The sequence below is a fragment of the Streptomyces sp. NPDC031064 genome (assembly GCF_055570965.1).
The window spans coordinates 324,756-341,826 of record NZ_JBVIGF010000002.1; the positions used below are offsets into that span (position 1 = coordinate 324,756).

Sequence of the window (17,071 nt, forward strand, 5' to 3'; positions counted from 1 at the left end):
TCACTGATCACCTGTAATGCGCAGGAAATCTAGGGGAGGGTTTCGCGCAGCGTCACCCCCCGTCCGCATATCGGTACGGCAACGCTTTGCGGCCCGGCCGCCCGCCGGCACCCCGGGGCTCAGCCGTTCGGCCGCTTCAGCCGCGCGACGAACTTGTACCGGTCGCCCCGGTAGACCGAGCGGACCCACTCCACCGGTTCGCCGTTCTCGTCCAGCGAGTGGCGGGAGAGCATCAGCATCGGCAGGCCCACGTCCGTGCCGAGCAGGCCCGCCTCCCTGGGGGTGGCCAGCGAGGTCTCGATGGTCTCCTCGGCCTCGGCGAGGTGGACGTCGTACACCTCCGCCAGTGCCGTGTACAGCGACGTGTACTTCACCAGCGAACGCCGCAGTGCCGGGAAGCGCTTGGCGGACAGGTGCGTCGTCTCGATGGCCATCGGCTCACCGCTCGCCAGCCGCAGCCGCTCGATGCGCAGCACGCGCCCGCCGGGCGAGATGTCGAGGAGCCCGGCGAGGGTGTCGTCGGCCGTCACGTACCCGATGTCGAGGAGCTGCGAGGTGGGCTCCAGGCCCTGCGCGCGCATGTCCTCGGTGTACGAGGTGAGCTGGAGCGCCTGCGAGACCTTCGGCTTCGCGACGAACGTGCCCTTGCCCTGGATGCGCTCCAGGCGTCCCTCGACGACCAGTTCCTGGAGCGCCTGGCGCACGGTCGTGCGGGACGTGTCGAACTCGGCGGCGAGCGTGCGCTCCGGCGGTACCGGCGTACCCGGGGGCATGGTCTCCGTCATGTCCAGCAGGTGCCGCTTGAGCCGGTAGTACTTGGGCACGCGCGCGGTGCGGGTGGCTGCCCCGCCCTCGGTCTCGGTGCCGCCCCCATCCGTGGCCATGACCCGCCTTCCCGACTCCTGTGCTGTTGCCGTCACCGGCTCCTCCGTCTATTGCGGCTCACATGGTGGCACGGACCGGTCACGGGTCGTCGCCCTCCCTCAGGTGTCGGTCCGGTAACGGACCCGACTGCCCTTCTTATACACCCTTGACACCCCTAAAGGTCTAGGCCAAGCTCCGGGTTACTGGTCTAAACCATTAAAGATCAGGTCCCAGTCCCACGGGCAGCACGGGCAGTACACCGGTATGGCTTCGCGGTGGGGGCAGGGTTTGCAGGCATCCCTGAGGAGGGTGGCGTGAAGCGCAAGCTCATCGCGGCGATAGGCGTCGCGGGCATGATGGTCGGCATTGCCGCGTGTGGCTCGGAGGACGGCAAGGGGGGCGGCGCCGGCGCGGACGGCAACAAGACGCTCACCGTCTGGGTGATGGACGGCTCGGCGCCGGACGCCTGGATCAAGAACGTCAACAAGGAGTTCGAGGCCAAGCACAAGGGCGTCAAGGTCAAGGTCGAGATCCAGCAGTGGAACGGCATCCAGGAGAAGGTCACCACGGCCCTCTCCGAGGACGCCCCGCCGGACGTCATCGAGCTCGGCAACACCCAGACGGCGGGCTACGCGGCCACCGGCGGCCTCGCCGACCTGACCGAGGACAAGGCCAAGCTCGGCGCCGACGGCTGGAACAAGGGCATGCTCGCCTCCAACGAGCTGGACGGGAAGCTCTACTCCGCCCCCTGGTACGCCGCCAACCGCGTCGTCGTCTATGACAAGGCCGCCTTCACGAAGGCCGGTGTGACCCCGCCGAAGACCCGCGCCGAGTGGATCGACGGCCTGAAGAAGCTCAAGGCGGCCGACCCCAAGACGCAGCCCATCTACCTGCCCGGCCAGAGCTGGTACGTCTACGCCGGCTTCGTGTGGGACGAGGGCGGCGACCTCGCCGTCAAGGACGGCGACAAGTGGAAGGGCAACCTGTCCTCCCCCGAGGCCGTGGCCGCCATGAACTTCTACAAGGAGCTCCAGTCGTACTCGACCGCTCCCAAGGACAAGGACGAGGCGACCCCGCAGCAGTCCACCGACATCGTCCCCAAGGGCGGCGTCGCGTCCTGGATCGGCCTCGGCTGGGAGGCCGGCGGCGCGATCGACGCGATGAAGAAGGCCGGCAAGACCGCCGACTTCGGTTACTTCCCGATCCCGGGCAAGACCGCCGACAAGCCCGGCTCCGTCTTCTTCGGCGGCTCGAACCTCGCGGTGTCCGAGCGCTCCCAGAACAAGGACCTGGCCAAGGAGTGGCTGGCCCTGGCCGCCGGCAAGGAGCACATGGCCAAGTACGCCGAGGCCACCCAGGGCGCGCTGCTGCCGAACAACGACGCGGCGCAGTTCAAGCCCGCCGCCGGTTCGTTCGCCGAGGCGATGGCCAAGGCCGCGTCCGTCGGCAAGATCACCCCGGTGACCCCGGGCTGGGCGAACGTCGAGACCGCCCCGAACCCGATCAAGGACTACATGACCAAGGTGCTCAAGGGTGAGGACGCCAAGAAGGCCGGCGAGGCGGCCGACAAGGTGATCACCGAGCGCGTCAACCAGCAGTAGTCGCCACAGCCGCCCGGTGGTGCGACCGGTATCCCCACGCCGGTCGCACCACCGGGTCATGACCCGGTCAGCCCAGAACCGCGAGGAAGAAGACCATGACCGTGGACTCCCAGGGAGCGGTGAGCGCCGCTCCTTCGGACGCGCCTCCTCAGGACGCGCCCGGGAGGGCGGCAGGGACGTCGAAGACCCCGCCACCCCCGTCCGGCCCGAACCAAGTCCTCCAGCCTCCTCGCGGCAGACGCTCCCTGCCCCGTGGGGTACTGCCCTACCTGCTGATAGCCCCCGCCGTCCTCTCCATGGCGGTGCTGCTGCTCTACCCGCTGGTCCGCAATGTGATCCTCTCCTTCCAGCAGGTCGGCCGGAGGGAACTGATCACCCGTGAGCCCGAGTGGATCGGCGTCGAGAACTACACACAGCTCCTGGGTGACTCGGAGTTCTGGACCGTCGTGGTCCGCAGCGTCGTCTTCACGGCCGCCAACGTCGTCCTGATCATGACCGTGGGCACCCTGATCGGTCTGCTGCTCAACCGGCTCGGCAAGAGGATGCGGCTGCTGCTGTCGCTGTCCCTGATGCTCGCCTGGGCCATGCCGATCGTCGCCTCCGTCACCGTCTTCCGGTGGCTGTTCGACGAGCAGTTCGGCGTCGTCAACTGGCTGCTGCGCACCCTCGGCTTCGCCGGCTACGAGCAGCACAACTGGTTCGAGACGGGCTTGTCCACCCTCGTGATCGTCATGATCCTGCTGGTGTGGGGCTCGATCCCGTTCGTCGCGCTCAACATGTACGCGGCCCTCACCACCGTCGGCACCGAGCTGTACGAGGCCGCCAAGATGGACGGCGCGAACGGCTGGCGCACCTTCTGGTCCGTGGTCTTCCCGAACCTCAAGCCGTTCTTCCTGATCACCACGTTCCTGGAGATCATCTGGATCTTCAAGGCGTTCGCGCAGGTGTACGCCATGAACCTCGGCGGCCCCGACCGCGGCTCCGAGACCCTGCCCGTCTTCGCCTACATCGAGGGCCAGGGGCAGTTCCACTACGGCGTCGCCGCCGCCATCTCCGTCCTGACCATCGTGATGCTGATCGCGGCCATGTCCTTCTACTTCCGCCTGATCCTGAAGCAGGAGGAGGAGCAGTGAGCACCACCCACCCCCGTAGCCCCCAGGTCCTCCGCCGGAGGAAGCCGCTGCGTCCCGCGACCGTCGCCAAGAACCTCACCGCGCTCGTCCTGGCCGCGCTGTTCGTCTTCCCGGTCTACTGGATGTTCAGCTCCTCGCTGAAGCCGCAGTCCGAGATCCTCACCAAGGACCCGGTCTTCCTCTTCACGCCGACGTTCGAGAACTACCCGACCGCCACCGGCGTCGACCTGTTCTGGACGTACGTCGGCAACAGCCTCACCGTCACGATCGGCGCCGTGCTCCTCGCCCTGATCGTCGCCCTGGCGGCGAGCTTCGCCATCGCCCGCATGACGTTCCGCGGCCGCAAGGGCCTGGTGCTGGGCGTGATGATGGCGCAGATGGCCCCCTGGGAGGTCATGGTCATCGTGATGTACATGATCGCCCGCGACGGCGACATGCTGAACAGCATCCCGCTGCTGACCGCCATCTACTTCGTCATGGTGCTCCCCTTCACCATCTGGACCCTGCGCGGCTTCATCGCCGCCGTGCCGGTGGAGCTGGAGGAGGCCGCCCAGATCGACGGCTGCACCCGGGGCCAGGCCTTCCGCAAGGTGATCTTCCCGCTCCTCGCGCCCGGCCTGATGTCCACCTCGCTGTTCGGGTTCATCACCGCCTGGAACGAGTTCGCGATGGTCCTGATCCTCAACAAGGACAAGGCCGCGCAGACCCTGCCCCTGTGGCTGACCCAGTTCCAGACGGCCTTCGGCAACGACTGGGGGGCCACCATGGCCGCCTCCTCCCTCTTCGCGCTACCCGTCCTCATCGTCTTCCTCTTCCTCCAGCGCCGGGCCGTCGGCGGCATGACCGCCGGCGCAGTGAAGGGATAACGCCCCTCATGACGACACTCGTACGGGACACCTCCTCCGGCTCCCTCACCCGGGACGCCCTCGCCGTCCTCCAGCCCGGCTTCACCGGCACCACCGCGCCCGACTGGCTGCTGCGCCGCATCGGCGAAGGGCTCATGTCGGTGGGCCTGTTCGGGCGCAACATCGCCACGCCCGCGCAACTGGCCGCGCTGACCGCCCGGCTGCGGGCCGAGCGGGACGACGTCCTGGTCGCGATCGACGAGGAGGGCGGCGACGTCACCCGCCTGGAGGTGCGCACCGGCTCGTCCTTCCCCGGCAACCTCGCGCTCGGCGCGGTCGACGACACCGGCCTGACCCGGGCCGTGGCCGCCGAACTCGGCCGCCGGCTCGCCGCCTGCGGCGTCGACTTCAACTGGGCGCCCTCCGCCGACGTCAACTCCGACCCGGGCAACCCGGTCATCGGCGTACGGTCCTTCGGCGCCGACCCCGAGCTCGTCGCGCGGCACACCGTGGCCTACGTCGAGGGCCTCCAGGGCGCCGGAGTCGCCGCGTGCACCAAGCACTTCCCCGGCCACGGCGACACCAACGTCGACTCCCACCACGCGATGCCCCGCATCGATGTGGACCTCGACACACTCCACGCGCGTGAGCTGGTACCTTTCCGCGCCGCCATCGCCGCGGGTTCCAAATCGGTGATGAGCGCGCATATCCTGCTTCCCGCGCTCGACCCGGACCGCCCGGCGACCCTGAGCCCGCGGATCCTCACCGGTCTGCTCCGCCAGGAGCTGGGCTTCGAGGGCCTGATCGTCACCGACGGCATGGAGATGCAGGCCATCGCCTCGACGTACGGCATCGAGCGCGGCTCCGTCCTCGCCATCGCCGCGGGTGCCGACGCCCTGTGCGTCGGCGGCGGCCTGGCCGACGAGGAGACCGTACTGCGCCTGCGTGACGCGCTGGTCGACGCGGTACGGACCGGCGAACTGTCCGAGGAGCGGCTGGCCGACGCGGCGGCGCGGGTGCGCGCGCTGGCGTCGTGGACCCAGGCGCACCGGGCCAGGGGGGCCAAGACGGAGCCGGGCGCGGCTTCAGAGGAGGGGACCGCGCCCGGCACCGACATCGGCCTGGTGGCCGCGCGGCGCGCACTGCGCGTCACCGGCTCGCGCGAGCCGTTCACGGCCCCCGCCCACGTCGCCGCCTTCACCCCGGTCGCCAACATCGCCGTCGGCGACGAGACCCCCTGGGGCGTCGGCCCCGAGCTGGCGCGGCTCCTGCCGGGGACGACGACGGGGGCGTACGCCTCTGACGCGGCCGTGGAGCGGGTGCTGCGGGACGCGGGGGAGCGGCGGATCGTCGCCGTCGTCCGGGACGTCCACCGCCACCCGTGGATGGCGGGCGCCCTGGACGCGCTGCTGGCGGCCCGCCCGGACACGGTGGTCGTCGAGATGGGCGTCAACCAGGCCCCGCCGCGCGGGGCGCTGCACATCGCGACGCACGGCGCGGCGCGGGTCTGCGGCCTCGCGGCGGCGGAGGTCGTCGCGGGAGCGTGAGCGGACCCACGTGAAGGGCCGGTACCCCGACTCGGGTACCGGCCCTTTCCCGTACGCGCGTGCGGCGCGGCGCTCAGATGCCCTGCCACTCCGGCTTGTTGGCGTACGTGTGGCGGAAGTAGTCCGCGAGCTTCAGCTTGGAGGCCGCCGCCTCGTCGACGACGACCGTCGCGTGCGGGTGGAGCTGGAGCGCGGAGGCGGGTACGAGGGCGGCGACCGGGCCCTCCACGGTCTGGGCCACCGCCTCGGCCTTGCCCTCGCCGGTGGCGAGGAGGACGAGGTGGCGGGCCTCCAGGATGGTGCCGATGCCCTGGGTGATGACGTGGTGCGGCACCTGGTCGATGTCGCCGTCGAAGAAGCGCGCGTTGTCGATACGGGTCTGCTCGGTCAGCGTCTTGATGCGGGTGCGGGAGGCGAGCGAGGAGCACGGCTCGTTGAAGCCGATGTGCCCGTCGGTGCCGATGCCGAGTATCTGGAGGTCCACGCCGCCCGCCTCGGCCAGCGCCCTGTCGTACGCCTCGCACGCCGCCTGGACGTCCTCGGCGGAGCCGTCGGGGCCCATGAACGCGTCGGGGCTCAGCCCGAGCGGTTCGACGACCTGGCGCAGCACGGTGGAGCGGTACGACTCGGGGTGCCCGGCCGGCAGCCCGACGTACTCGTCGAGCTGGGCGACCCGGGCGCGCGAGACGTCCACGGCGCCCGCCCGGACCTTCGCGGTGAGCGCCTCATAGATCGGCAGCGGGGTGGAGCCCGTGGCCACGCCGAGCAGCGCGTCGGGCTTGCGGCGCAGCAGCGCGGCGATGCCCTCGGCGATGAGCTCTCCGCCTGCCTTGGCGTCCTGGACGATGACAACTTCCACGCTGGGCCTGCCCATCTCGGAGTGACGTATGTGGTATAGACCAATCTAGCAGAATGGCCCTCCCGACTGGCGGCTTCTCGGGCGCCCGTGCTCGACTGGTGCGCATGAGCGAGCAGCCGGGCCGGATCATGTCCGGGGAGATGGCCGAGCAGCCCGCCGTGCTGCGCCGGATCCTGGAGCAGGGCGCGCCGGCCATCCGTACCGTCGCGGAGGCCGTCAAGGCGCGCGGACCCCGCTTCGTCCTGCTCACGGCACGCGGTACGTCGGACAACGCCGCCCTGTACGCCAAGTACCTGCTGGAGATCCGCCTCGGGCTGCCCTGCGGGCTGACGTCGATGTCGACGACCACCGCCTACGGCGCGAAGCCCGACCTCACCGACGTCCTCGTCATCACGGTCAGCCAGTCCGGCGGCTCACCGGACCTGGTCGCCTCCACCCGGGCGGCCCGGGAGGCGGGCGCGGTCACGCTGGCCGTCACCAACAACCCGGACTCGCCGCTCGCGGCGGTCTCCGAGCACCACATCGACATCCTGGCCGGCCCCGAGAAGGCGCTGCCCGCCACCAAGACGTACACCGCCTCGCTGCTGGCCCTCTACCTCTTCGTCGAGGGCCTCGCCGGTGACGGCGGGGCCGCCACCGCCCGGGCCGTCCCGGAGCTGGCGGCCCAGGTGCTGGACCGCCGTCCCGAGGTCCGCGCCCTGGCCGGCCGCTACCGGTTCGCCGAGCGCATGGTGATCACCTCGCGCGGATACGGCTACCCCACGGCCAAGGAAGCCGCGCTGAAGCTCATGGAGACCAGCTACATCCCCGCCCTCGCCTACTCGGGCGCCGACCTGCTGCACGGCCCGCTCGCCATGGTCGACAACATCTCGCCGGTCATCGCGGTCGTCCCCGACGGCAAGGGCGGTGCCGCGCTCCAGCCGGTACTCGACCGCCTCCGGGGGCGCGGCGCGGACCTCGTCGTCATCGGCCCCCGCCCGCAGGTGGAGGCCGCGTCGGCCGGTTTCGTGCTGCCCACGGAGGGGGTCCCCGAGGAGCTCCAGCCGATCCTGGAGATCCTGCCGCTCCAGCTCCTCGCCCACGAGGTCACCATCGCCCGCGGCCAGGACCCCGACGCCCCCCGCGCCCTCGCCAAGGTCACCGAGACGCGGTGACCCCGCCGGGACGGACGGTCCCGGAAAAACCCGCGGGCCGCGGCGCCAGGACGGGACCCTCAACCCGTCCGGCACCGCAGCCCGGAGTTGCCCGGCCGGCGGGTGTGCGGTCCCGCGGCCGTGTGGAGGACTCGGCGCAGTCAGGGCAGAGAGCGCCGGGTACCTCGATCCACCCTCCTGTGCGGGGAGGGCGGAAGCCTTACATGGTTACATGTTCACATCGTCATTGTGGACTAGACCAATCCGGTCTGTCCATGGGCATGCGCGTGCGATCGATAATCCATCGCCCATACTCCCTCACCCACCGGCAGAACACCAGGCTCGCGTGCCCGGGTACGCTCGCACATGTGCCCTCCATGAACGACCTCGTACGCCAGCACACCGCTCTGAGTGAGTCCGACCTCGAGTGGCTCCACCTGCTGGTGTCGGAGTGGCAACTGCTCTCCGACCTCTCCTTCGCCGACCTCGTCCTGTGGGTCCCCACCCTCGACGGCACGCGGTACGTCTCCGTCGCCCAGATGCGGCCCAACACCGGCCCCACCTCCTACCAGGACGACATGGTGGGCCACCTCGTCCCGCGCGGCCGCCGCCCCCTGCTCGACGCCGCGCTCGACGAGGGCCGGATCGTGCGCGAGGGCGACCCGGAGTGGCGCGAGGAGGTCCCGGTACGGGTGGAGTCCATCCCCGTACGCCGCGAAGGCCGCGTCCTCGGAGTGATCGCCCGCAACACCAACCTGCTCACCGTCCGCACCCCCAGCCGGCTGGAGCTGACCTACCTCCAGTCGGCCTCGGACCTGGCGCAGATGATCGCCGCCGGCACCTTCCCCTTCCCTGGGCAACAAGTCGACATGGACGCCTCCCCGCGCGCCGGTGACGGACTGATCCGGCTCGACGCCGACGGCGTCGTCCAGTACGCCTCGCCCAACGCCCTCTCCGCGTACCACCGCCTCGGCCTCGCCGCCGACCTGGTCGGCCAGCACCTCGGCCAGATCACCGCCGAACTGGCCCCCTCCCGGGGCCCGGTCGACGAGGCCCTGGTCAAGCTGGCCAGCGGCTACGCCCCGCGCGAGACGGAGGTGGAGGGGAACGGCGGGGTGATCCAGCTCCGGGCGATCCCGCTCAAGCCCAAGGGCACGCGCATCGGTTCGCTCGTGCTGCTGCGCGACGTCACCGAACTGCGGCGGCGCGAACGCGAGTTGATCACCAAGGACGCCACCATCCGGGAGATCCACCACCGGGTGAAGAACAACCTCCAGACCGTCGCCGCCCTGCTGCGGCTCCAGGCCCGCCGGATGGACTCCGACCGGGGCCGCGAGGCACTCAACGAGGCGGTACGGCGCGTCGGCTCCATCGCCATCGTGCACGAGACGCTGTCGCAGAACCTGGACGAGCGGGTCGAGTTCGACGAGATCGCCGACCGGGTCATCTCGATGGTCGCCGAGATCTCGCCCGGCAAGGTCACCTGCCGCCGCAACGGCCGTTTCGGCATCCTCGACGCCGAGGTCGCCACCCCGCTCTCGATGGTCCTCACCGAGATCCTCCAGAACGCCCTGGAGCACGCCTTCGCCCCGGCCGAACACGGCACGGTCGAGGTCTCGGCCGTACGCGGCGACACACGCGCGCGTGACGCCCGGCTGCTGATCACCATCCAGGACGACGGCGGCGGCCTGCCCGAGGGCTTCGACCCGCAGCGCGCCGGCAACCTCGGCCTCCAGATCGTACGGACGCTGGTGGAGGGGGAGTTGGGCGGTACGTTCGACATGCAGCCCGCCCCCGAGCGCGGTACCCGGGTGGTGCTCGACATCCCGGTGCAGCCGCAGAAGTAGCCGCGCCCCCGCCGGATGGCCCGGAAACAGCAGCGAGCCCCGGACCGTGGAAGACGGTCCGGGGCTCGAACGCTTTGGGTTACTGCTGCGCGCTGCGGCTCGGGAGGCGGGTCAGTGCGTACACGCTGTACGCGCCGCCTGGCTTCAGGCTCGTAGCGGTGGCGTCGCTCAGGCGCTGGCGTTACGCGCCCGGTTCCGGGCGGCGCGGCGCTTCATCGCGCGGCGCTCGTCCTCGCTGAGGCCACCCCAGACGCCGGAGTCCTGGCCGGACTCGAGCGCCCACTGCAGGCACTGCTCCATGACGGGGCAGCGACGGCAGACAGCCTTGGCTTCCTCGATCTGCAGCAGCGCAGGACCGGTGTTGCCGATGGGGAAGAACAGCTCGGGGTCTTCCTCACGACAAACGGCGTTGTGACGCCAGTCCATGGCTGCTACCTCTCCTTGGTGTTGCATGCAAGTTGCTTGTGAATGTGAACGCTTTCACGAATCCCTCAACAAGTGAAGGGCCGACCGCCAGATGAACTGGTGTGGTCCTGGATTTGAGGAGGGGTTCTGGCTTTCACTGGAGGCCGGTGCTGCGGGCCGTCCCGATCGCCATGTAGAGATTCGCAAACCTCGGCGGCGGATACAACCCCTTCCGGAAAGTTTTTTTTGATTCCTCGGTGTCGGCTAGGTCACAGCCGTACTTCTATGGGGTGGACCCTGGCCCATACGTTCGAGATAAAGGACCAAGGGCCCTTCCACTCACACAATCACACGCAGTGCACGACGAACGCCTGTGAACGTCACGCTGCTGCGCAGCCCCAGGTGGTCTCCGTCCATCTGGAAGGGCAGCGGAACCTTCGAATGCAAGGCGAAGTCGGTCAGATCGTGCAGGGAGAGCGCGTGCTTGCCATGCGGCCCGCGCTCCGGACTGGACGTCAGGAGCTGGGTCGCGTACCGGGCCACGGAGGCGGTCGACAGCCGGCTCAGCGCGAGCACGTCGAGCGCGGTGTCGAAGGACGCCCGGGGGGAGGCGTACACCGGACGATTGCCCAGGTAGGTCCAGGGCGCGGTGTTGCAGACTATCGACAGCGAAAGATCGTGGACCGGGTCGTGGCCGGGGCGCTCCAGCGTGATCACACCGTTCCTGCGGTGCGGCTCGTCCAGGAACTGACGCATGGCCTGCCGGATGTAGAGGGCGTGCGTCGACCGCTTGCCGCGCTCGCGCTGCTGTTCGACCCGACCGATCACGCCCGCGTCGAACCCGAAACCGGCACAGAACGTGAACCAGCGGGCCGGAACCGCCTCGTCCTCGGTGCCGGGCGTGCCCGCCGCGAGGCCGAGGCCGACGGTGCGCCCGCGCCGCTCGCGCAGCGCGTCCAGTAGGGCGCCGGTCGCCTCGACGGCGTCGTTGGGCAGGCCGAGCGCCCGGGCGAAGACGTTGGTGGACCCGCCGGGCACCACCGCGAGGTGCGGCAGCCGGTCGGGGTCGGGGCCGTGGTGCAGCAGACCGTTGACGACCTCGTTGACGGTGCCGTCACCACCGAGGGCGACGACCAGCTCCACGTCCCGGGACTCGGCCGCCCGGCGGGCGAGGTCGCGGGCGTGGCCCCGGTACTCGGTCGTGACGGCCTCCAGCTTCATCTCGCTGGCCAGCGCGTGGATCAGCACGTCACGGGTGCGCGCACTGGTGGTGGTGGCTGCCGGATTGACCACGAGGAGTGCGCGCATGCCCGCCAGGTTACCTACCGCGCGGTACCCGGGCCCAGCCCCGGCCCGGTCCGTGGACGGGGCCGGCGGCTACCCTGCGAGGGTGAGCAGTACGCAGCAGACACCCGCCGAGCACCCCTCTTCCGCCTCGCGTCCCGTCCGGGTCACCGCCGCAGCGGCCGTGGCCGGTCTGGAGGCGCTCGCCCTGTTCGCCGGGGGCGCGTACCTGCTCGTGACGAGTCTCACGGGCCGGCCCGACGACCTCACGCAGGCCCTGACGGGCGGTGCCACGCTCGTGGCGCTCGGGCTCATCCCGCTGATCGCCGCGCGGGGGCTGCTGCGGTGCCGGAGCTGGAGCCGCGGACCGGCGATCATCACCCAGCTCATGGCCCTGCCCGTCGCCTGGACGCTCCTCCAGGCGGACAGCGCCGCGATCCCCGGCGGGATCGCCCTGGCGGCCGCCGCCGTGACGGGGCTCGTGCTGCTGGTGCACCCCGCGACGACGAAGGCCCTGGGGATCCGCGGCCGCGCGTGAGGCGGGGTTACTCCTCGACCAGCAGCTTCTCGCGGAGCTGCGCCAGCGTGCGGGCCAGCAGGCGCGAGACGTGCATCTGCGAGATGCCGACCTCCTGGGCGATCTGCGACTGGGTCATGTTGCCGAAGAAGCGCAGCAGCAGGATGCGCTTCTCGCGCGGCGGCAGGTCCTCCAGCAAGGGCTTGAGGGACTCGCGGTACTCGACGCCCTCCAGCGCCTCGTCCTCCGCGCCGAGGGTGTCCGCGACCGCCGGGGACTCGTCGTCCGTGTCCGGCACGTCCAGGGAGAGCGTCGAGTACGCGTTCGCGGACTCCAGGCCCTCCAGGACCTCCTCCTCCGAGATGCCGAGCCGCTCGGCCAGCTCGTGCACGGTCGGGGAGCGGCCGTGCATCTGGGAGAGCTCGGCGGTGGCCGTGGTCAGGGACAGGCGCAGCTCCTGGAGGCGGCGGGGGACCCGTACCGCCCAGCCCTTGTCGCGGAAGTGGCGCTTGATCTCGCCGACGACCGTGGGTGTCGCGTAGGTCGAGAATTCGACGCCCCGGTCGGGGTCGAACCGGTCGACGGACTTGATCAGGCCGATGGTGGCGACCTGCGTCAGGTCGTCCAGCGGCTCCCCGCGGTTGCGGAACCGGCGCGCGAGATGCTCGACCAGCGGCAGGTGCATCCGCACGAGCCGGTTGCGCAGCTCGGCCCGCTCCGGCGAGCCGTCCGGCAGCCCGCGCAACTCGATGAACAGCGCCTTGGCGCCGCTGCGGTCGTGCGGATCGTGCTGGGTGTGCTGCTGCTGCTCGTTCATCCGGTCCGCCCGCTCATCCAAAAGACCGTCCACCGGGTGCGGCCGCGCCTGCTGTTCCGGGATCGAGCTCAACGCCCGCGGGCCGCGCTCCTCGTCTCGCACCGGACCGTCCCCGTTCCTCACGCCGGCCCGGGTCCCGCGCCGCGCTGTTTGTACAGGCTGATGGAGACCGTCCGGTCGTCGGCGACGGACGAGTCGACCTTGCCGGCCAGTGCCGAGAGCACCGTCCAGGCGAACGTGTCGCGCTCCGGCGCCCTGCCGTCCGTCGTCGGCGCCGAGACCGTGACGTCCAGGGAGTCGTCGATGAGCCGGAACACGCAGCTCAGGACCGATCCCGGCACGGCTTGCTGGAGCAGGATCGCGCACGCCTCGTCGACCGCGATGCGCAGGTCCTCGATCTCGTCGAGGGTGAAGTCCAAACGCGCCGCCAGGCCGGCCGTGGCCGTACGCAGCACGGACAGGTAGGCACCCGCAGCGGGCAGCCGGACTTCCACGAAGTCCTGGGTCCCGGGCTCGCCTGCGATCTGGGACACCCTCACCTCCAAGGTGGCACAAGCTCTTTCGGGGCTCGGGAGGGGAAGATCCTCCCCCGAACCGGTGCGGTACGCAGGTGTGCGTAGTCCGCGGTGACGCTATCGCGATCCATGGTGCCGTGTCGCCGTCGGCCCCCGGTCCGGCGGCTGTCACTCATGGTAGGCACATGAGTACGCACAGTGGCTAGAGGTCTGCGGGGCCCAATCGCGAGAAACCGGCGGAGGGTTGACGTACCCAGGCCTCACACGATCGAACCGTCGACAAAGCACCAACGCCACTTCTCGCCTGGTTCGTAGGTCCGCATCACCGCGTGACCAGTGTCCTTGAAGTGCCGGGTGGCGTGCCGCCCTGCCGAGGAGTCGCAGCAGCCGACGTGCCCGCACAGCAGGCACAGCCGGAGCTGCACCGGGTGCGTACCGTCGGCGGCGCACTCCGGACAGGTCTCGGTCAGGGGGGTGGGCTCGGGCCGTGGCAGTTCAACCACGTGCGGGCACTCGCGCATGATGACCAGGTTACTGAGGCGCGGCCCGGGCGAGAGTGGGGAGACGATGGACGCACTGCCGTTGGTGGCGCTGGTCGCGGTGAGCGCCGCGATCGCGGGGGCGGCGCGGAGGACGCCGGTGCCGGCACCGCTGCTGCTGGTGGCGGCCGGGCTGGCGGCCTCCTACGTGCCGGGGGTGCCCGACTACACCCTGGACCCGCACATCGTGCTGCCGCTGGTCCTGCCGCCCCTGCTGCACACGGCCGCCCTGGACTCCTCCTACCTGGACCTGCGGGCGAACCTGCGGCCGGTGGCCCTGCTGTCGGTCGGGTACGTGCTCTTCGCGACCCTCGCGGTCGGATACCTCGCGCACCTCATGGTGCCCGGCCTGCCGCTGACCGCCGCCCTGGTGCTGGGCGCGGTGATCGCGCCGCCGGACGCGGTGGCGGCCACCGCGATCGCCCGGCGGCTCGGGCTGCCCGGCCGGATCACCACGATCCTCCAGGGCGAGTCCCTGGTGAACGACGCCACCGCGATCACCGCCTACAAGGTGGCGCTCGCGGCGGCGGTCGGCGAGGGCGTGAGCTGGGCCGGCGGCATCGGCGAGTTCGCCCTCGCGGCGCTCGGGGGCATCGGCGTGGGCCTGGTGCTGATGGTGCCGATCCACTGGCTGCGCCGCTGCCTGCGCGAACCGCTGCTCCAGAACACCCTGTCGCTGCTGATCCCGTTCGTCGCGTACGCGGCCGCCGAGCGCGTCCACGCCTCCGGTGTCCTCGCGGTCGTCGTGGTCGCCCTGTACCTGGGGCACCGCTCCTGGCAGGTCGACTTCGCCACCCGCCTCCAGGAGGAGGCCGTGTGGAAGATGGTCGCCTTCGTCCTGGAGACGTCCGTCTTCGCACTGATCGGACTCCAGTTGCCGCACGTGGTGCGCGAGCTCGGTACGTACGGGATGGGCGAGGCCGCGCTGTACGCGGCGGGCGTCTTCCTCGCGGTCGTCGTCGTGCGGTTCGTGTGGGTCTTCCCTGCCACGTACCTGCCGCGTGCCCTGTCGCGGCGCGTGCGGGAGCGGGAGCCGGGCGTGGGGTGGACCTCGCCGGTGATCGTCGGGTGGGCGGGGATGCGGGGCGTGGTGTCGCTGGCGATCGCCTTCTCCATCCCGGTGAGCACGGCGGGGGAGGCGTTCCCGGCGCGGAACCTGGTCCTGTTCCTGACGTTCACCACGGTGATCGGCACCCTGGTGGTGCAGGGCCTCACCCTGCCGCCGCTGATCCGGGCGCTGAAGCTGCCGGGGCGGGACGCGCAGGCGGAGACGCTGGCCGAGGCGCAGGCGCAGAGCGAGGCCTCGCGCGCCGCCGAGCAGCGCCTGGAGGGCCTCCTCGCCGACGAGCGCAACGCGCTGCCGCAGCCGCTCGCCGACCGGCTGCGCACGGTCCTGGAACGGCGCCGCAACGCCGTCTGGGAGCGGCTGGGTGCGGCCAACCCGGTCACGGGGGAGTCGGCGGACGACACCTACCGGCGGCTCGCGCGGGAGATGATCGAAGCGGAACGCGAGGTGTTCGTCCGGCTCCGGGACGAGCGGCGCATCGACGACGAGATGATGCGGACCCTGCTGCGCCGGCTGGACCTGGAGGAGGCGGCCGCCTACCGGGAGGCGGCCGACGGCTGACCGGGACCCGGGCGGCCGGGGTGGCCGGAGTCGTCCGGGCGGCCGGTGATCACCGCGGCCAGGACGGTGCCGGGAGGGAAGGCACCCTCCTCGACGAGGGCGAGGAGCCCGTACAGCATTTTGGCGACATATATGCGCTCGATGGCGAGTCCGTGCCGTGCCTCGAAGTCGGCGGCGAACGTCTCCAGAGCCGGGGCGGTACGGGCGTAGCCGCCGAAGTGGAACCGTTCCTCCAGGCTCCAGTCGCCCCTCGGGCCGCCGAACGCCGCCTCCTGGAGGGCCCGTATCTCCGCGCCCAGGAACCCGCCCTTGAGGACCGGTACACCGATCGCGCGGCGGCCCGCGCCCAGCCCGGCCGCCAGCCCCGCGAGCGTGCCGCCCGTCCCGCACGCGACCGCCGCCACGTCCACGCCGTCGGCGCCGAGCTCCCGCCCCAGCTCCGTACAGCCGCGCACCGCGAGCGCGTTGCTGCCTCCCTCGGGGACGACGAAACTGCCGGGCGGAGCCTGGCCGAGGAGGCGCGCCAAAACCTCCGGGTCGCCCTTCGCGCGGTAGGTGGCGCGGTCCACGAACAGCAGTCGCATCCCGTCCGCGGCGCACCGCGCGAGCGACGGGTTCAGCGGCCGGCCGGCGAGTTCCTCACCGCGTACGACCCCGGTGGTGGGGAAGCCCAGCAGACGGCCGGCGGCGGCCGTGGCCCGCAGGTGGTTGGAGTAGGCGCCGCCGAAGGTGAGGACCGGCCGCCCGGCGGCGGCGAGCAGGTTCGGGGCGAGTTTGCGCCACTTGTTGCCCGGCAGGTCGGGGTGGATCAGGTCGTCGCGCTTGAGCAGCAGCCGCACGCCGTGCCGGGTGAAGCGCTCGTCCTCGACCGGCTCCAAGGGGGAGGGGAGCAGCGGGCCGAGGGAGGACAGGTCGAGCGCGTTCACCCGGCCATTGTCACTTCAGCCTCTCCGCGATGCGTGCCCGCATCGTCTTCATGGAGAAGCCGCGCGGGTCGACCTTGCCCGGCTGCCACTCCAGGTGGCCGATCACCGAGCGGGCGGTCCAGCCGTGCCGGCGGCAGATCGCGGCCGCCGCCTTCTCGATGGCCAGCAGTTGCGCCTCGGGCCACGGGTCCCTGCCGTCGCCGAGGTTCTCGCACTCGAACCCGTAGAAATGGGTGTTGCCGTCGACGTTCGCCTGGTTGTCGTGCGGCAGCGCCTTCTCCGCGATCACGGCGCGCAGCACGTCGCGGTCGCCCCGGCCGGCGTGGTTGGCGCGGCCGTGGCCGACGAGGTGGACACAGCCGTCCTTGGTGATCACCCCGTGGCAGAGCGGGCCGGGCAGGCCGGGGCGGCCGTCCCGGCAGATGCGGACGGTCCGGTCCCTGCCCTCGGTCACGCTGTGGTGGATCATCACGCCGTGGACCGGCCCCCAGGGGCCCTTGTGGTTGCGGTTGTGGGTGCGCCAGTCGCCGACCTCGACGACGGTGAGGCCTTCGTCGCGCAGCGCGTCGAGAAAGCCGTTCGCGGACATGGGTGGGGCCACGCCGCCTCCTT

General features: G+C 71.1%; 17 protein-coding genes. 8 read left to right on the forward strand and 9 right to left on the reverse strand.

Features of this window, described 5'->3' with window-relative positions:
• Positions 1 to 119: 119 nt before the first annotated feature.
• The gene (locus ACZ46W_RS08235; protein ID WP_366127527.1) at positions 120 to 884 is read right to left on the reverse strand and encodes a GntR family transcriptional regulator; all 765 of its coding nucleotides are present in this window, start codon (positions 882 to 884) and stop codon (positions 120 to 122) included.
• 294 nt (positions 885 to 1,178) lie between these two features.
• On the opposite strand from ACZ46W_RS08235, the gene ACZ46W_RS08240 reads away from it, so the two are divergent.
• The 4 genes from ACZ46W_RS08240 (at position 1,179) to ACZ46W_RS08255 (ending at position 5,990) form a co-directional block, all read left to right on the forward strand.
• Entirely contained in the window at positions 1,179 to 2,465 is a 1,287-nt protein-coding gene (locus ACZ46W_RS08240; protein ID WP_468333273.1) for an extracellular solute-binding protein, read from the forward strand.
• Between the two features lie 95 nt (positions 2,466 to 2,560).
• Positions 2,561 to 3,598: a carbohydrate ABC transporter permease gene (locus tag ACZ46W_RS08245; protein WP_468333276.1), complete on the forward strand. Its 1,038-nt coding sequence runs from the start codon at positions 2,561 to 2,563 to the stop codon at positions 3,596 to 3,598.
• Positions 3,599 to 3,645: 47 nt separating this feature from the next.
• On the forward strand, positions 3,646 to 4,464 hold the full coding sequence (locus tag ACZ46W_RS08250) for a carbohydrate ABC transporter permease (RefSeq protein WP_468334705.1): 819 nt from the start codon (positions 3,646 to 3,648) through the stop codon (positions 4,462 to 4,464).
• 8 nt (positions 4,465 to 4,472) lie between these two features.
• Positions 4,473 to 5,990, forward strand: a complete 1,518-nt coding sequence (locus ACZ46W_RS08255; RefSeq protein ID WP_468333279.1) for a glycoside hydrolase family 3 protein — start codon at positions 4,473 to 4,475, stop codon at positions 5,988 to 5,990.
• Between the two features lie 73 nt (positions 5,991 to 6,063).
• On the opposite strand, the gene nagB is transcribed toward ACZ46W_RS08255, so the two are convergent.
• Positions 6,064 to 6,849: a glucosamine-6-phosphate deaminase gene (nagB, locus tag ACZ46W_RS08260; protein WP_468333282.1), complete on the reverse strand. Its 786-nt coding sequence runs from the start codon at positions 6,847 to 6,849 to the stop codon at positions 6,064 to 6,066.
• A 104-nt stretch (positions 6,850 to 6,953) separates the two neighbouring features.
• Between nagB and ACZ46W_RS08265 the strand changes: the two genes are divergently transcribed.
• Together ACZ46W_RS08265 and ACZ46W_RS08270 are read left to right on the forward strand one after the other, a co-directional pair.
• Positions 6,954 to 8,003, forward strand: coding sequence for an SIS domain-containing protein (locus ACZ46W_RS08265; protein ID WP_468333285.1), 1,050 nt, complete (start codon positions 6,954 to 6,956; stop codon positions 8,001 to 8,003).
• Between the two features lie 356 nt (positions 8,004 to 8,359).
• Positions 8,360 to 9,829 carry a sensor histidine kinase gene (locus tag ACZ46W_RS08270; RefSeq protein WP_468334708.1) on the forward strand — a complete coding sequence of 490 codons (1,470 nt, stop codon included), beginning with the start codon at positions 8,360 to 8,362 and terminating at the stop codon, positions 9,827 to 9,829.
• Between the two features lie 168 nt (positions 9,830 to 9,997).
• Here ACZ46W_RS08270 and ACZ46W_RS08275 read toward each other — a convergent pair whose 3' ends face one another.
• Positions 9,998 to 10,255, reverse strand: a complete 258-nt coding sequence (locus tag ACZ46W_RS08275) for a WhiB family transcriptional regulator (RefSeq protein ID WP_003953983.1) — start codon at positions 10,253 to 10,255, stop codon at positions 9,998 to 10,000.
• 318 nt (positions 10,256 to 10,573) lie between these two features.
• Positions 10,574 to 11,542, reverse strand: coding sequence for a diacylglycerol/lipid kinase family protein (locus ACZ46W_RS08280; protein ID WP_468333288.1), 969 nt, complete (start codon positions 11,540 to 11,542; stop codon positions 10,574 to 10,576).
• Between the two features lie 82 nt (positions 11,543 to 11,624).
• On the opposite strand from ACZ46W_RS08280, the gene ACZ46W_RS08285 reads away from it, so the two are divergent.
• Positions 11,625 to 12,056: a hypothetical protein gene (locus ACZ46W_RS08285; protein ID WP_468333291.1), complete on the forward strand. Its 432-nt coding sequence runs from the start codon at positions 11,625 to 11,627 to the stop codon at positions 12,054 to 12,056.
• 7 nt (positions 12,057 to 12,063) lie between these two features.
• Here the strand turns inward: ACZ46W_RS08285 and ACZ46W_RS08290 are convergent, their stop codons facing one another.
• From ACZ46W_RS08290 to ACZ46W_RS08300, 3 genes are all read right to left on the reverse strand, one after another.
• Positions 12,064 to 12,975, reverse strand: coding sequence for an RNA polymerase sigma factor SigF (locus tag ACZ46W_RS08290; RefSeq protein ID WP_468333294.1), 912 nt, complete (start codon positions 12,973 to 12,975; stop codon positions 12,064 to 12,066).
• On the reverse strand, positions 12,972 to 13,385 hold the full coding sequence (locus tag ACZ46W_RS08295) for an ATP-binding protein (RefSeq protein ID WP_073754203.1): 414 nt from the start codon (positions 13,383 to 13,385) through the stop codon (positions 12,972 to 12,974). Before ACZ46W_RS08295 ends, ACZ46W_RS08290 begins: the two co-directional genes overlap by 4 nt.
• A gap of 242 nt (positions 13,386 to 13,627) precedes the next feature.
• The gene (locus ACZ46W_RS08300; RefSeq protein ID WP_468333298.1) at positions 13,628 to 13,888 is read right to left on the reverse strand and encodes a UBP-type zinc finger domain-containing protein; all 261 of its coding nucleotides are present in this window, start codon (positions 13,886 to 13,888) and stop codon (positions 13,628 to 13,630) included.
• A gap of 46 nt (positions 13,889 to 13,934) precedes the next feature.
• On the opposite strand from ACZ46W_RS08300, the gene ACZ46W_RS08305 reads away from it, so the two are divergent.
• On the forward strand, positions 13,935 to 15,533 hold the full coding sequence (locus tag ACZ46W_RS08305) for a Na+/H+ antiporter (RefSeq protein WP_468333301.1): 1,599 nt from the start codon (positions 13,935 to 13,937) through the stop codon (positions 15,531 to 15,533).
• On the opposite strand, the gene ACZ46W_RS08310 is transcribed toward ACZ46W_RS08305, so the two are convergent.
• Positions 15,509 to 16,459: a 1-aminocyclopropane-1-carboxylate deaminase/D-cysteine desulfhydrase gene (locus tag ACZ46W_RS08310; RefSeq protein WP_468333304.1), complete on the reverse strand. Its 951-nt coding sequence runs from the start codon at positions 16,457 to 16,459 to the stop codon at positions 15,509 to 15,511. The genes ACZ46W_RS08305 and ACZ46W_RS08310 overlap by 25 nt on opposite strands.
• A 10-nt stretch (positions 16,460 to 16,469) precedes the next feature.
• Positions 16,470 to 17,060: an N-acetylmuramoyl-L-alanine amidase gene (locus ACZ46W_RS08315; protein ID WP_468333307.1), complete on the reverse strand. Its 591-nt coding sequence runs from the start codon at positions 17,058 to 17,060 to the stop codon at positions 16,470 to 16,472.
• Positions 17,061 to 17,071 lie beyond the last annotated feature (11 nt).

Bases quoted from the DNA above. Each gene is read 5' to 3' on its own strand.
- ACZ46W_RS08270 (WP_468334708.1), top strand. From the start codon at position 8,360: ATGAACGACCTCGTACGCCAGCACACCGCTCTGAGTGAGTCCGACCTC.
- ACZ46W_RS08275 (WP_003953983.1), bottom strand. From the start codon at position 10,255: ATGGACTGGCGTCACAACGCCGTTTGTCGTGAGGAAGACCCCGAGCTG.
- ACZ46W_RS08245 (WP_468333276.1), top strand. From the start codon at position 2,561: ATGACCGTGGACTCCCAGGGAGCGGTGAGCGCCGCTCCTTCGGACGCG.
- ACZ46W_RS08235 (WP_366127527.1), bottom strand. From the start codon at position 884: ATGGCCACGGATGGGGGCGGCACCGAGACCGAGGGCGGGGCAGCCACC.
- ACZ46W_RS08280 (WP_468333288.1), bottom strand. From the start codon at position 11,542: ATGCGCGCACTCCTCGTGGTCAATCCGGCAGCCACCACCACCAGTGCG.
- ACZ46W_RS08305 (WP_468333301.1), top strand. From the start codon at position 13,935: ATGGACGCACTGCCGTTGGTGGCGCTGGTCGCGGTGAGCGCCGCGATC.
- ACZ46W_RS08300 (WP_468333298.1), bottom strand. From the start codon at position 13,888: ATGCGCGAGTGCCCGCACGTGGTTGAACTGCCACGGCCCGAGCCCACC.
- ACZ46W_RS08255 (WP_468333279.1), top strand. From the start codon at position 4,473: ATGACGACACTCGTACGGGACACCTCCTCCGGCTCCCTCACCCGGGAC.
- ACZ46W_RS08265 (WP_468333285.1), top strand. From the start codon at position 6,954: ATGAGCGAGCAGCCGGGCCGGATCATGTCCGGGGAGATGGCCGAGCAG.